Below are 14,086 nucleotides of genomic sequence, written 5' to 3'. Positions count from 1 at the left end.
TCGATACCTCTCATGTCTGACAGCTTGTCCCACCCGGCCGCCGCGACACCGCACCAGCCTGCGGACCGCGTGCTCATGACCCTGAAGACGCGCGGACCGCAATCCATCGCGGTCATCGCGCGCGCCATGGACGTGACGGCCGAGGCGGTGCGCCAGCAGATGACGCGCCTGCATGCCGACGGGCTGGTCGACTTCGAAAGCCAAAGCGCGGGCCGCGGCCGGCCCACCCAGATCTGGTTCCTGACCCAGGCCGGTCATGGGCGCTTCCCGGACACGCACGCCGAGATGACGGTGCAGATGATCGCGGCCGTGCGCCAGGTGTTCGGCGATGACGGCATCGACAAGCTGGTGCAGGTGCGCGAAGGCGCCATGCTCAATGTCTACCAGCAGGCCATGCAGGACGCGGCGGACTTGAAGACGCGGCTCGCGCGCCTGGTCGACGTGCGCAGCGCCGAGGGCTACATGGCGGAACTGCGTGAAGACGGCGCGGATTTCGTCTTCATCGAGAACCATTGCCCCATCTGCTTCGCGGCCAAGGCCTGTATGGGCTTCTGCCGCAGCGAGCTGGAACTCTTCCGCAAGGTGCTGGGCGAGGGCGTGCAGGTCGACCGCGAAGAACACATCCTGGCCGGGGCGCGGCGCTGCGCCTACCGCGTCAGCCAGCGGCCATGACGCTCAAGCAGCTCGAGGCCTTCTACTGGGCCGCCACCTGCGCCAGTTTTGCCGTGGCGGCCGAGCGGCTGCATCTGTCGGTGTCTTCGCTGTCCAAGCGCATCACGGAACTGGAAGAGGGGCTGGGCCAGCCGCTCTTTGACCGCAGCGGCCACAAGGCCGTGCTGACCGACGCGGGCCAGCGCCTGCTGCCGCAAGCGCGCGGGCTGCTTGCCACGGCCGACCAGATCCGCGCCTCCATGACCGAAATGCCGGGTCTGCGCGGCCGTTGCCGCTTCGGCGTCGGCGAGCTGACGGCGCTGACCTGGCTGCCGGGGTTGATACGCGCCGTGCGCGCAGCCTACCCGGAGCTGGTGCTGGAGCCGTACGTGGACATCGGCCAGGTGCTGGAACAGCGCGTCGCGGACGGCGAGCTGGATTTTGCCGTGATCGCTGGCCGGTCTTCCCGCGCCGGCATTGCGTCATCGCCCATCGGCGAGGCGCACTTCTCCTGGGTCGCCGCGCCCTCGGTGCTGCAACCGGCCGACACCGGCATGACGATGGCCTTGCTGGCCCGGCTGCCGCTCGTCACGCTGCCCGAAGGCGCGGGCACCACGCGCATCATCGACGACTGGCTCGGCGGACGCGAATCCGCGGGCGAGCGCCTGTGCTGCAACAACTGGGGCGCCATCGTCGGGCTGCTGATCGAGGGCACGGGCGTGGGGTTGCTGCCCAGCCATTGGGCCGAAAAGCTCCAGGCCGAAGGCAGCCTGCGCGTCCTGCACGGCGAGCCCGAACTGGCCGCCTTGCCCTATGCCTTCCAGTACCGGCGCGACGACGCCCGGCCGCTGGTCGCCATGCTGCGCGACACGGTCGCCGCGTCGGCCGATTTCTCGGCCCCTTGCCGCCTGCCCTGAGCCATTCGTCCGCAAGGCGGCCGCCACGGGCGTATAGTGGGCGGCGCGTCACCCGCCGGTCTATACAATCGCCGCGCGCCTGGCGCAGAATCCAACAACAAACGGCGTGCGCACGAGGGGGATGGGCCCGGCGATGCGGCGCGTCCCGGGGTCTGTTGCTCCCAGCCAGGCGGTGCCTCCGCGCACGAGACGACAGATCCTGACGGAATCGACGGAGATCATTCATGCGTAAATTTTGCCTCGCCATGGCCATGGCGGGAATGCTGGCCACCGGATTGGCGAACGCCCAGTCCACGCTGCGTATCGGGCTGCAGGACGACCCGGACGTGCTGGACCCGGCGCGCGCCCGCACCTTTGTCGGCCGCATCGTGTTCGCCTCGTTGTGCGACAGGCTGGTCGACATCACCCCCGATCTGAAGATCGTGCCGCAGCTTGCGCAATCCTGGACCGTCGGCCCGGACAACAAGACGCTGACCTTCAAGCTGCGCACGGATGCCGTGTTCCACGATGGCACCCCCATCAACGCCGCCGCCGTCAAGGCCAACCTCGACCGCGCCCGCACGCTGCCCGACAGCAACCGCAAGAGCGAGCTGGCCACCGTTGCCAGCGTGGACGCGCCCGACGAGCACACCGTGGTGCTGAACCTGTCGGAACCGGATGCCTCGCTGCTGTCGCAGCTGTCCGACCGCGCCGGCATGATGATTTCGCCCGCCAGCTTCGACAAGGACCCCGGCGGCAAGCCCGTGTGCTCGGGCCCGTACCAATTCAAGGAGCGCGTGCAGAACGATCGCATCGTGCTCGAGAAATTCCCCAAGTACTGGGATGCGGCCAATTACCACTTCGACCGCCTCGTCTACACGCCGATTCCGGACAACACCGTGCGCCTGAACAACCTGCGCGCCGGCGACCTGGACATCATCGAACGCGTGGCGCCCAGCGACGCCAAGGCCGTCAAGGATGACGCCAGCCTGCGTCTGGCGCCGGTCACGGGCCTGGGCTTCCAGTCCATCTCCGTGAACCTCGCCAACGGCGCGCGCGCCGATCATCCGCTCGCCAAGGACAAGCGCGTGCGGCAGGCGCTGGATCTGGCCATCGATCGCGACGTCCTGAACCAGGTGATCGGCGAAGGCATGTTCCAGCCCGCCCACCAGCCGTTCCCGCCCGCCAGCTTTGCGTACAACAAGTCCTTCGACCGCCCGGGCCGCGACCCCAAGAAGGCGCAGGCCTTGCTGAAGGAAGCCGGCTACGACCGCGTGAAGGTCGAAATCACCTTCGGCAACAACACCACCATGCAGCAGGTCTTCGAACTGGTGCAGGCCATGGGTGCGGAAGCGGGCTTCGACATTTCCCTGCGTCCGGTCGAATTCGCCTCGCTGCAATCCTCGCTGGCCCGCGGCGACTTCCAGATCGGGCAGAGCGGCTGGTCGGGCCGGGTCGATCCCAGCGGCAATATCCACCAGTACCTGAGCTGCAAGGGCAACCTGAACGACGGCAAATTCTGCGACCCCGCCGTCGACAAACTGCTCAACGACGCCCGCGCCGAGTCCGACACGACCAAGCGTCGCGCCATGTACGACCAGGTGCTGGCCGCGATGCAGGATCAGCGTCCGATCATCTACCTGTTCTACCTGCCGTGGACGTTCGGGGTGCAGGCCAAGGTGGACGGCTTCGTCCCGTACCCCGACGGTCTGATCCGTCTAAAGGGCGTAAAGAAATAAGCCCACCCCGTACCCGCTGACGCGGGCCCCCTCAAGGGGGCAACACCAGCGGACCGGCGGAGCCGGATCCGCGGTGTTCCGGATGGCGACACTTGCTGCTGTGGGGTGTCTAGGTGCCAGACACCCGAATCGGTCTTACATCCCAACATCAGGACCCACCATGTTTACGACTCGCCCGGAAATCCTCGGCACCTTCGGTGTCGTGACGTCTACCCATTGGCTGGCCAGTTCGGCCGGCATGTCGCTGCTGGAGCGCGGCGGCAATGCGTTCGATGCCTGCGTCGCCTCGGCGTTCGTGTTGCAGGTGGTCGAACCCCATCTGGTCGGCCCGGCCGGCGAAGTGCCGGCCGTGTTCTATTCGGCCCGCACCGGCAAGGTCGAGGTCTTGTGCGGGCAGGGCACCACGCCCGCCGCGGCCACGCTGGAACGCTACCGCGCCGAAGGCCTGAAGCTCATTCCCGGCAACGGCCTGCTCGCTACCGTGATCCCCGGCGCGTTCGATGCCTGGATGCTGCTGCTGCGCGACCACGGCACGATGCGCGTGCGGGACGTGCTCGAACCCGCCATCTATTACGCGGAACACGGCCATGCGCTGATGCCGCGCATCTCCAACACCATTGCCGGCCTGAAGGACTTCTTCGAAACCCACTGGCCGACGACCGCTCAGGTCTACGTGCCGGGCGGGCAGGTGCCGCAGGCCCGCAAGCTGTTCCGCAATCCGGCACTGGCCCGCACCTGGACCCGCGTGCTGCAAGCCGCCGAGGGCGCCGGCGCCGACCGCGAGCGCCAGATCGAGGCCGCGCGCGACGCGTTCTACCGAGGTTTCATCGCCGACGAAATCGACCGCTTCGCCCGCAACACCGACGTCATGGACGAAAGCGGCGCCACCCACCGCGGCGTCATCACGGCCGACGACCTGGCCGGCTGGTCCGCCAGCTACGACGAACCGCTGACCTACGACTATCACGGCTACACGGTCGCCAAGGCCGGCGCCTGGAGCCAGGGGCCGGTCTTCCTGCAGACGCTCGCCATCCTGAAAGACATGGACCTGGCGGGCGTCAGTCCCACCAGCGCCGAATTCATCCACCGGGTGACCGAGGCCATGAAGCTCGCCTTTGCCGACCGCGAAGCCTATTACGGCGACCCGGCCTTCATCGACGTGCCGCTCGCCCATCTGCTTTCCGACGCGTACAACGCCGAACGCCGCCAACTGATCGGGGAGGGCGCGTCGCACGACCTGCTGCCCGGCCAGGTGCCCGGCTTCGAGGCGCAGGTCGCGCGCGTCATGGACACGCTCGAGCGCCTGTCGCCCGTCACCGCTCCCGGCAGCGCCACGAACGAACCGACCCTTGCCGATATGCGCGCGTCGGCCAAGCGCGGCGACACCACGCACGTGGACGTGATCGACCGCTGGGGCAACATGATCTCGGCCACGCCGTCCGGCGGCTGGTTCCAGTCCTCGCCGGTCATTCCGGAATTGGGCTTCGGCCTGAACACCCGCGCCCAGATGTTCTGGCTGGAAGAAGGCCTGCCCGGCACGCTGGCGCCGGGCAAGCGCCCGCGCACCACGCTGACCCCGTCGCTCGCGCTGCGCGATGGCAAGCCGTACCTGGCCTTCGGCACGCCGGGCGGCGACCAGCAGGAACAATGGCAACTGCTGTTCTTCCTGCGACACGTGCACCACGGCCTGAATCTGCAGGAAGCCATCGACCTGCCCATGTCGCACACCATGCACTTTCCCACGTCCTTCTACCCGCGCGACCGCAAACCCGGTCATCTGGCGCTGGAGGCCAGCTTCGGCGCCGAGGTCATTGCGGCGCTGCGCCAGCGCGGCCACCAGATCGAAGAACTGCCCGAGTGGTCGGTCGGCCGGCTGACCGCCGCTTCGCGTGACGCGGACGGACTGCTGCATGCGGCCGCCACGCCGCGCCTGATGCAAGCGTACGCCGTCGGCCGTTGAACGGACGGCGCACGCTTTCTTACAAAGCGTGCGCCGTGCGGCGTCTTGCGGCGGTTTACCCGCTTAGGGTATGTTTGTCGCATGACGCCATCCGAGCAGAGCCCGGCAACAGCGGCTCGACCCCTCACGGGAAAAGAACCCTTATTCATCGTCCTCAATAAAGGATCGGGGCGCGGCGACGCGCAGGTCTTGCAGGACACCATCCGGACAATCCTCGACGAGGCCGGGCGGCGCTACGAACTCATGCCGGTCGGCGATCCGTCGCGGCTGACGGACGTGGCGCGTCAGGCGGTCAAGCGCGCCCAGGACGAGCAGGGCGTCGTCATCGCCGCGGGCGGCGACGGCACGCTCAATGCCGTTGCGTCCACGGTGCTGGGACAGGGCGTGCCGTTCGGCATCCTGCCGCAAGGCACCTTCAACTACTTCGGCCGCACCTACGGCATTTCGCAGGAAACCGAGGTGGCGCTGCGCGGCTTCCTGCAAGGCACCATCCGGCCCGTTCAGGTCGGCCTGCTAAACGGCCGACTGTTTCTCGTCAACGCCAGCCTCGGCCTGTATCCGCAACTGCTCGAAGACCGCGAGGCCTACAAGCAACGCTACGGGCGCAGGCGCTGGGTTGCGCTGTGGTCAGGCCTGGTCACGCTCTGGCGCCAACCGCGCCAGCTCGGGTTGCAGCTCGAATTCGAGGGCAAGTCGCGCAGTCTGCGGTCGCCGACGCTCGTCGTGGGCAACAACAAGCTGCAACTGGAACACATCGGCATCGAGCACGACGAGCTCGACCGCAACCGGCTGATCGCCATGGCGGCGCGGCCGGTGGGCACGCTGGCCCTGTACGGCCTGCTGGTGCGCGGTTTGCTCAGCCGGATGGGCGACGCCGAGAACGTCATCAGCTTCGCCTTCGACAAGCTGACGGTCGGTGTACGCGGGCGCCGCCGGGTCAAGGTGGCGATGGACGGCGAGATATCCTGGATGGACACGCCGCTTGAATTCAAGGTGGCGAGCGATCGCCTGCCCCTGGTGGTGCCGGCGGACCCCGAGCTCCTGGACCGCTCATGACGCGGATCCTGCATTTGTCGGACACCCATTTCGGCACGGAGCGCAAGGCGGTCGTCGAAGCCGTGCTGGACCTGGCGCGGCAGTTGTCGCCCGATCTGGTGGTGCTCAGCGGCGACATCACCCAGCGCGCGCGCCGCAGCCAGTTCGCCGCCGCGCGCCGGTTCATCGAGCGTCTGGCCCTGCCCGTGCTGGCGGTGCCCGGCAATCACGACATCCCGCTGTACAACGTATTCGCACGCGCCCTCAATCCCTATGGCAACTACAAGCGCGCGCTGGGGCCGATCCTCGAGCCCGTGTTCGAAAACGACGGCGTGCTCGCCATCGGGGTGAACACCACGCGGCCAAAACGCCACAAGGATGGCGAGATCTCCGATGCCCAGATCGCTCGCGTCGCCCAGCGGCTGCGGCAGGCCCGGCCGGGCCAGTTGCGCCTCGTCGTGGCGCACCACCCGGTGCGCGCCAAGGTCGAATCGGACCTGTCCAATCTGCTGATCGGCCGGGAGCGTGCGCTGTCGGCCTGGGCCCAGGCGGGTGTCGACCTGGTGCTGGGCGGTCACATACACTTGCCCTACGTGCTGCCGCTGACCGCGCCCACCGGACCGGCCGGCTGGATCGTCCAGGCCGGGACGACCTGCTCGCACCGGGTGCGGGGCACCGTGCCCAACTCGCTGGGCGTGATCACCCGCTCTGAAGAAGACGGCCAGCAGGTCTGCCACGTCGAGCGGTGGGATTACGCGGCGGGCGCGCATGCCTTCGCGCCGGTCGACAAGACGCTGGTCTCGTTGTAGCAGGGGGCGCGGCCCCCACGCACCTTTCTTTTGATGGCGCATACATGACCGATGTCTACGCGGCATGGGCCGCAGCCCATGCCCTCTCTTTGTTTGTCGCGCTGCCGCTGGTCGCGGGCGGCGTGGCGCTGCTCTTCATGCGCTGCCATGGCCGCCTGTCCGGCAACGGCCGTGCCGCGCTCTTCGGCGCGACGGTGGGCATTTCCTTTGCGTTGTTTCTGGCGCTGGCCTTGGCAGTCGAGAGCCGCGGGACGATCGTGGCGTTCGACAGCGCGCTCGCCAATGCGCTCAGCATGTCCATGTCGACGTCCATGCTTTGGTTGCTGTCCTGGATCACGTATCTAGGTGACCGCAACTTGCTCACGGTCGTCGCCGTGTTGATGACGATTGCGCTGCTATGGCGCGGGTCGTGGCAGCTCGCGCTCTTCTGCGCGGTCGCGACCGGCCTGAACGGCGCGCTGAACTGGCTGTTCAAGCACACGTTCGAGCGCGTGCGGCCCGACCACGATCACGGCTACGCCATGGCGACCGGCTGGAGCTTTCCCAGCGGCCACTCGTCGGCGGCAATGGCTGTGTACGGCACGGCCTGCTACCTGATGTGGCGATTCGCACCACCCGCGTGGCGTCTGCCCTGCGTGGCGTTCATGGCCGCGCTCATCATGGCCATCGGTCTCAGCCGCATCCTGCTGCAGGTTCATTTTGCGAGCGATGTCGTAGCCGGGTTCGCGGTCAGCCTGGGATGGCTGGTCCTGTGCGTGGCGGCCGTCGAACGGCTGCACGTGTCAGGCAGGACGGTTCAGCGCGTCCAGTAGGCGCGCCTCGATGCCGTCCGCGGCGGGCGCCTGCATGGGCGCGCAGGTGTAGCGCCCGCCCGCGCAGGCGATGGCGCGGTTAAGCTGCCGCATCCGGTCGGCGGGTGGCGGGTCCAGATCGATGATCAGCTTGCCGGCAATGGGCGCAGTGACCTGTCCGTCGCTGAAGCGTTCGAGCGTGCGATCGATCTCGCGCTCCCGGGGCAGGGCCAGCACGATGGTGTCTGACTCCGCCAGGGCTTCGCGCGCCGAGGTTGCCAGCGTCGCGTTGCCACGGAAATCTTCGCACCGCTCCGCCTCGATGTCATAGAGGGTCAGCGCAATGTCCGGCTCGGCGGCCAGCAGCCGCCGCGCGGCCATCGTGCCGATCCTGCCCATGCCGACGATGCTGACGCGCGGACTCATGGCTTGGGCACCGACCACGTGCTCACGATATGCGCGACCGGCTCGTCCGAGCCTTCGCCGGTCAGCACGACTTCGCCCGCGGAAAGCCGGCCCACCTTGAGCAGCCGGGCATGCGCATGGATGGCGCCTGCCGGACTTTTGCGCAGGAAATTGATGGTCAGGCTGGCCGTGACCGCGTGGGCCTGCCCGGTGGCGCCCACGACTGCCGCATACATGGCCAGGTCGGCCAGTCCCATCAGCATCGGTCCGGCAACAATGCCGCCCAGCCGCTGGTGCGCGTCGCGGGCGGGCAACACGGCGTGCGCCGTGCCGTGGCCGATGTGCAGCACATCGATCCCCAGCAGCATCGAGAACGGATGCTGGTCGGCAAGCAACACGTGAAAGTCGGCAAGGCTGATCTGCGGCGCGCGCGCATCGGCGGCGAGGGCGGTTGCGGTCATCGTTGTTCCAGGGCGTGGCAATAGTTGTCCAGCAGCGCATCGGCCTGCTGGCCCAGCGACTTGAGGCGGCGGGTGTGCACCAGCAGCAACAGTCCCATCAAATAGGTGAACACGTTCATCTGCTCGGCCTGAACGGTCTCGTCCCGCCAGCCTTTTGTGCGCGACAGCGCCTGGCCGATCAGATCGATGCATTGCCGCAACCGGCCATTGAGCTTTTCGTCCATGTCCCGGCCGAGCCCCCGCGGGCCCAGTCCCTGGAACAGATACATCCCCAGCGAAAAATCCGTGCGCCGCTGCGCGTAGTAGGCAAAAAACGCCCCTATCACGCCGCGCGCGGCCGACTGCGGCGTCTCGGCATCGCCCGCCTGCGCCAGATGCGCGTGCAGCCGTTGCAGCGATCCGTCCAGCAGTTCCCCGTAAAGCGCCTCCTTGCCCGCGAACCAGGGATAAATGGCGCCCGTCGTGCAACCAGCTTCTTTGGCGATGGCCCGGATCGTCGTCTTTTCCAGACCATCCCGTTCAAACACGCGCTGCGCGGCGTCCAGGATGATCTGCCTGCGCAGGGCGCTCAGGCGTTCGTTGCGGTCGGCTCGAGGGGAAGGGGTGGACATGGCGCTCAGCGGCTATACGGTGCCATCGATCATATCGACGATTTTTATTAATAACAACGTTATTAGCGCCGCACGTGATTACGATGATCTTCAGTGCCGGCATCATCCCGGCCGCTCCGGTTTAGCGCTGCATGGCAGCCGGAGCCGCGAAGAAAGTAGCGTGACGAATGGGTTTTGGAATTGCCCGGAAAATTGGGGGCAGGGCCGAAAGTCGCATGGTTGCGCGCTCGGGCAGTTCGGTAAGGGAAAGCCCTAGCGTTGCGCGGCAAGCATCAGCGGGATGTTGCAACTTCCCAACAAGCCTGTCGCAAACCTGCACTTTTCTGATGCCGACCATAGCCAGTCCCCCCGATTTTTGATGCAATAGCGTCAACTTCCCTTCGCGGAGTTAGGGGGGCGGCAGGCTGGTTTGCTGGATTGCTGCTCTTGTCACTCAAATCAACGGAGATTTCTTAAATGAAAAAGACTCTGCTCGCTGCCGCCCTGCTCGCCGGTTTCGCCGGTGTCGCCCAGGCAGAAACGTCTGTCACCCTGTACGGTATCATCGACACGGGCCTCGGCTACAACCGTATCAGCGGTGTTAGCGACGCCGTCAACGGCAGCCGCTTCGGCATGATCAACGGCGTCCAAAACGGTTCGCGCTGGGGTCTGCGTGGTTCGGAAGATCTGGGTGACGGCCTGCGCGCTGTTTTCCAACTGGAATCGGGCTTTGATTCGGGCAACGGCCGTTCGGCTCAAGGTGGCCGTCTGTTCGGTCGTCAAGCCACCGTCGGTCTGGCCAGCGACAGCTGGGGCCAACTGGACTTCGGTCGTCAAACCAACATCGCTTCGAAGTACTTCGGTTCGATCGATCCGTTCGGCGCTGGCTTCGGTCAAGCTAACATCGGTACCGGTCTGAGCGCCGCTAACACGCAGCGCTACGACAACATGGTCATGTACCAAACCCCGTCGTTCAGCGGCTTCCAATTCGGCGCCGGCTACTCGTTCAGCGCCGACGACACGAAGACGACCGAAACCGGCTTCAAGACCGCCGACAACACCCGCGCCATCACCGCTGGTCTGCGCTACGTCAACGGCCCGTTGAACGTCGCTCTGTCGTACGACCAACTGAACGCCTCGAACCGTCTGACGACCGAAGCTACCGACGCTACCCCGCGTTCGTACATGATCGGTGGTTCGTATGACTTCGAAGTGGTCAAGCTGGCCCTGGTCTACGGCCGCACCACCGACGGCTGGTTCGCTGGCCCCGGCGTGAACGGCAACTCGATCCTGTCGGCAACCGCCAGCGGCATCAGCAACGTGTTTGCTGACGGCTTCAAGGCCAACTCCTACCTGGTCGGCCTGTCGGCCCCCATCGGTGGCGCTTCGAACGTCTTCGGTTCGTGGCAGCGTGTTGACCCGTCGAACGACAAGTTGACGGGCGACGATGCCAACATGAACATCTACTCGCTGGGCTACACCTACGACCTGTCCAAGCGTACCAACCTGTACGCCTACGGTTCGTACGCCACCAACTACGCCTTCCTGGACGACGTCAAGTCGACCGCCGTCGGCATCGGTGTGCGTCACCGCTTCTAATCCAATGCAGGGCGCAAGCCCTGTGTGGATTTAAAGCAAAAGCGAACGGGCCTCGGCCCGTTCGCATGAACCACCCTTTTGGGGGTGGTTTTTTTTCGTCTGCGGACTGAATTCAGGCATACTACGGCTTCGTGTCGTTCGAGCCGCACATGCTCGACATGCACCGACGAAAGCTGCAATTGTTCCATTTGAGGAATGCAGTCTTTCGCCTGCTATTCAAGCTACAGAGTTCAGCCGGAAGTAACCGCGCGAATGCTACAATCCTAAGGTTTGCGCATTTGACGGACGCCTGAATGAACCTGCAACAGTATTTTCCCGTCCTGCTGTTTATCGTAGTGGCCACCCTTATCGGGTTCGCGCTTCTAACGGCCGGCTCCCTCCTTGGCCCGCGGCGTCCTTACGCTGAGAAGCTCTCGCCTTACGAGTGCGGCTTCGAAGCGTTTGAAGATGCACGCATGAAGTTTGACGTGCGCTACTACCTCGTGGCGATTCTGTTCATTCTTTTCGACCTGGAAATCGCGTTCCTGTTCCCGTGGGCCATTGCCCAGGGCACCGTCGGACTCGTCGGTTTCTGGACGGTCATGGTTTTCCTCGCCGTGTTGACCGTCGGCTTCATCTACGAATGGAAAAAGGGCGCGCTGGATTGGGAGTGACCTTCGGGTTCATTTCACAGCACGTTATCAGAGACGAATATGGCTATAGACGGCATTCTCAAGCAAGGGTTCATCACCACCAGCGCCGACAAGTTCCTGAACTGGGCGAAGACCGGTTCGATGTGGCCCATGACCTTCGGTCTGGCCTGTTGCGCGGTTGAGATGATGCACGCGGGCGCAGCCCGCTATGACCTGGACCAATTCGGCATCATCTTCCGGCCCAGCCCGCGCCAGTCCGATCTTATGATCGTTGCCGGCACGCTGTGCAACAAGATGGCGCCCGCGCTGCGCAAGGTCTACGACCAGATGCCCGAGCCGCGCTGGGTGGTTTCCATGGGCTCCTGTGCCAATGGCGGCGGCTACTACCACTACTCGTATTCGGTGGTGCGTGGCTGTGATCGCATCGTACCGGTAGACGTCTACGTGCCGGGCTGCCCGCCCACGGCCGAGGCGCTGGTCTACGGCTTGCTGCAAATGCAGAACAAGATCCGCCTGACCAACACGATTGCGCGCTGATGCTTCGTCAGGTTCGACGGCAGGCCTCAGCCGCCTCGAACCTGCGAAACCAGCGTATCGGTTCACCTAAGCGTACAAGATGATGACCAGGCTCGAATCCCTGAAAAACAATTTGCAGACCACCCTCGGCGCGGACATTGCGCTGACCGAGGCGCTGGGCGAGCTGACGCTCGAAGTGCCCGCGGAGCAGTGGTTCTCCGTCTGCAACAAGCTGCGCACCGAAGCCGGCCTGCGCTTTGAAACCTGTATCGACCTCTGCGGCGTCGACTACCTGACCTGGGGCAACGGCACGCGCCAGATGCCCGAGGAAACCAACGTCCGCATCCACCGCTCGCGTTATGCCGTGGTGGCGCACCTGCTCTCCCTCGAGAACAACTGGCGGCTGCGCGTGCGCACGTGGGCGCCTGACGACGAGTTCCCGATGGTCGCCTCGCTGATGGAATGCTGGCCCACGGTCGGCTGGTTCGAGCGCGAAGCCTTCGATCTGTACGGCATCGTCTTCGAAGGCCATCCGGACCTGCGCCGCATCCTCACGGACTACGGCTTCATCGGCCATCCGTTCCGCAAGGACTTCCCGCTGTCGGGCACCGTCGAAATGCGCTACGACCCCGAGCAGCGGCGCGTCATTTACCAGCCGGTCACGATCGATCCGCGCGAGATCACCCCGCGCGTGGTCCGCGAAGACACCTACGGCATGGGGCGTTGAATCATGGCAGACATCAAGAACTACACCCTGAACTTCGGTCCTCAACACCCGGCCGCGCACGGCGTGCTGCGCCTGGTGCTCGAGCTTGACGGCGAAGTCATCCAGCGCGCCGATCCGCACATCGGCCTGCTGCACCGCGCCACCGAAAAGCTGGCCGAACACAAAACCTACATCCAGGCGCTGCCCTACATGGACCGCCTGGACTACGTGTCCATGATGTGCAACGAGCACGCCTACGTCATGGCCATCGAAAAGCTGCTGGGCGTCGAAGCCCCGCTGCGCGCGCAGTACATCCGCGTGATGTTCGATGAAATCACGCGTCTGCTGAACCACCTGATGTCGCTGGGCTCGCACGCCCTGGACGTGGGCGCGATGGCGGTATTCCTGTACGCGTTCCGTGAACGCGAAGACCTGATGGACTGCTACGAAGCGGTCTCGGGCGCGCGCATGCACGCGGCCTACTACCGGCCGGGTGGCGTCTATCGCGACCTGCCGGATTCGATGCCGCAGTACGGCGACTCCAGCAAGTTCCGTGGCGACAAGGAAATGCGCGTCATGAACGAAGCGCGTTCGGGCTCGTTGCTGGACTTCATCGAAGACTTCACCAACCGCTTCCCCGGCTGCGTCGACGAGTACGAAACCCTGCTCACCGACAACCGCATCTGGAAGCAGCGTCTGGTCGGCATCGGCGTGGTCGATCCCGAGCGCGCCAAGGCGCTGGGGTTCACCGGCCCGATGCTGCGTGGTTCGGGCGTCGCCTGGGACCTGCGCAAGACGCAGCCCTACGAAGTCTACGACCTGCTTGATTTCGACATCCCCGTGGGTGTCAACGGCGACTGCTACGACCGCTACCTGGTCCGCATCGCCGAGATGCGCCAAAGCAATCGCATCATCCGCCAGTGCGTGGAATGGCTGCGCAACAATCCCGGCCCGGTCATGATCGAGAACCACAAGATCGCCCCGCCGTCGCGTACCGCCATGAAGACCAACATGGAAGAGCTGATCCATCACTTCAAGCTCTTCACTGAAGGTTTCCACGTGCCCCCGGGCGAGGCGTTCGCCTCGGTGGAGCACCCGAAGGGCGAATTCGGCATCTATCTGGTGTCCGACGGCGCCAACAAGCCTTACCGCCTGAAGATTCGGGCGCCTGGCTTTGTCCACCTGCAAGCGCTGGATGAAATGTCGCGTGGCCACATGATCGCCGACGCCGTCACCATCATTGGCACGCAGGACATCGTTTTCGGCGAGATCGATCGCTGATCCGCCCAGACAGTC

Annotated in this window: 15 protein-coding genes; 12 read left to right on the top strand and 3 right to left on the bottom strand. The window is 65.3% G+C overall.

The window, feature by feature from the left end:
• Window positions 1-12 precede the first annotated feature (12 nt).
• The 7 genes from MHZ91_RS07275 to MHZ91_RS07245 all read left to right on the top strand — a co-directional run bounded on the left by MHZ91_RS07275 (window position 13) and on the right by MHZ91_RS07245 (window position 7,902).
• Window positions 13-672 carry a metalloregulator ArsR/SmtB family transcription factor gene (locus MHZ91_RS07275; protein WP_239213074.1) on the top strand — a complete coding sequence of 220 codons (660 nt, stop codon included), beginning with the start codon at window positions 13-15 and terminating at the stop codon, window positions 670-672.
• Entirely contained in the window at window positions 669-1,568 is a 900-nt protein-coding gene (locus MHZ91_RS07270; RefSeq protein ID WP_175123026.1) for a LysR family transcriptional regulator, read from the top strand. Before MHZ91_RS07275 ends, MHZ91_RS07270 begins: the two co-directional genes overlap by 4 nt.
• Window positions 1,569-1,792: 224 nt before the next feature.
• Window positions 1,793-3,286 (top strand): ABC transporter substrate-binding protein, encoded by a 1,494-nt coding sequence (locus tag MHZ91_RS07265; protein WP_239213072.1) that lies wholly within the window; start codon window positions 1,793-1,795, stop codon window positions 3,284-3,286.
• Between the two features lie 160 nt (window positions 3,287-3,446).
• Window positions 3,447-5,246: a gamma-glutamyltransferase family protein gene (locus MHZ91_RS07260; RefSeq protein ID WP_239213070.1), complete on the top strand. Its 1,800-nt coding sequence runs from the start codon at window positions 3,447-3,449 to the stop codon at window positions 5,244-5,246.
• 81 nt (window positions 5,247-5,327) lie between these two features.
• A complete protein-coding gene (locus tag MHZ91_RS07255) occupies window positions 5,328-6,302 on the top strand; it encodes a diacylglycerol kinase family protein (protein ID WP_239213069.1) in 975 nt (324 codons plus the stop codon).
• Window positions 6,299-7,090 carry a metallophosphoesterase gene (locus MHZ91_RS07250; RefSeq protein ID WP_175137302.1) on the top strand — a complete coding sequence of 264 codons (792 nt, stop codon included), beginning with the start codon at window positions 6,299-6,301 and terminating at the stop codon, window positions 7,088-7,090. The genes MHZ91_RS07255 and MHZ91_RS07250 overlap by 4 nt, the downstream gene beginning before the upstream one ends.
• Before the next feature lie 44 nt (window positions 7,091-7,134).
• Window positions 7,135-7,902, top strand: a complete 768-nt coding sequence (locus tag MHZ91_RS07245) for a phosphatase PAP2 family protein (protein WP_239213067.1) — start codon at window positions 7,135-7,137, stop codon at window positions 7,900-7,902.
• On the opposite strand, the gene MHZ91_RS07240 is transcribed toward MHZ91_RS07245, so the two are convergent.
• Genes MHZ91_RS07240 through MHZ91_RS07230 form a run of 3 tightly spaced genes read right to left on the bottom strand, consistent with a single transcriptional unit; the run spans window position 7,873 to window position 9,358 of the window.
• Window positions 7,873-8,307 carry an NAD(P)-binding domain-containing protein gene (locus tag MHZ91_RS07240; protein WP_239213065.1) on the bottom strand — a complete coding sequence of 145 codons (435 nt, stop codon included), beginning with the start codon at window positions 8,305-8,307 and terminating at the stop codon, window positions 7,873-7,875. The two genes, MHZ91_RS07245 and MHZ91_RS07240, sit on opposite strands and share 30 nt — an antisense overlap.
• Window positions 8,304-8,747: a PaaI family thioesterase gene (locus MHZ91_RS07235; protein ID WP_218344812.1), complete on the bottom strand. Its 444-nt coding sequence runs from the start codon at window positions 8,745-8,747 to the stop codon at window positions 8,304-8,306. Before MHZ91_RS07235 ends, MHZ91_RS07240 begins: the two co-directional genes overlap by 4 nt.
• Window positions 8,744-9,358 (bottom strand): TetR/AcrR family transcriptional regulator, encoded by a 615-nt coding sequence (locus MHZ91_RS07230; RefSeq protein ID WP_175137305.1) that lies wholly within the window; start codon window positions 9,356-9,358, stop codon window positions 8,744-8,746. Before MHZ91_RS07230 ends, MHZ91_RS07235 begins: the two co-directional genes overlap by 4 nt.
• A 456-nt stretch (window positions 9,359-9,814) precedes the next feature.
• Here MHZ91_RS07230 and MHZ91_RS07225 point away from each other — a divergent pair, with 456 nt between their 5' ends.
• The 5 genes from MHZ91_RS07225 (at window position 9,815) to MHZ91_RS07205 (ending at window position 14,071) form a co-directional block, all read left to right on the top strand.
• Entirely contained in the window at window positions 9,815-10,936 is a 1,122-nt protein-coding gene (locus MHZ91_RS07225; RefSeq protein ID WP_175184214.1) for a porin, read from the top strand.
• A 293-nt stretch (window positions 10,937-11,229) separates the two neighbouring features.
• A complete protein-coding gene (locus MHZ91_RS07220) occupies window positions 11,230-11,589 on the top strand; it encodes an NADH-quinone oxidoreductase subunit A (protein ID WP_006217959.1) in 360 nt (119 codons plus the stop codon).
• A gap of 39 nt (window positions 11,590-11,628) precedes the next feature.
• Window positions 11,629-12,105: an NADH-quinone oxidoreductase subunit B family protein gene (locus tag MHZ91_RS07215; RefSeq protein ID WP_006217960.1), complete on the top strand. Its 477-nt coding sequence runs from the start codon at window positions 11,629-11,631 to the stop codon at window positions 12,103-12,105.
• 79 nt (window positions 12,106-12,184) lie between these two features.
• Window positions 12,185-12,811 (top strand): NADH-quinone oxidoreductase subunit C, encoded by a 627-nt coding sequence (locus MHZ91_RS07210; protein WP_175123016.1) that lies wholly within the window; start codon window positions 12,185-12,187, stop codon window positions 12,809-12,811.
• Between the two features lie 3 nt (window positions 12,812-12,814).
• Window positions 12,815-14,071, top strand: a complete 1,257-nt coding sequence (locus tag MHZ91_RS07205) for an NADH-quinone oxidoreductase subunit D (RefSeq protein ID WP_175123015.1) — start codon at window positions 12,815-12,817, stop codon at window positions 14,069-14,071.
• Window positions 14,072-14,086 lie beyond the last annotated feature (15 nt).

The organism is Achromobacter sp. ACRQX (genome assembly GCF_022346505.1).
Taxonomy (GTDB): Bacteria; Pseudomonadota; Gammaproteobacteria; order Burkholderiales; family Burkholderiaceae_B; genus Achromobacter; species Achromobacter animicus.
Note: the sequence above shows the minus strand (reverse complement) of the source record. Positions and strands in the feature narration are given on the sequence as shown.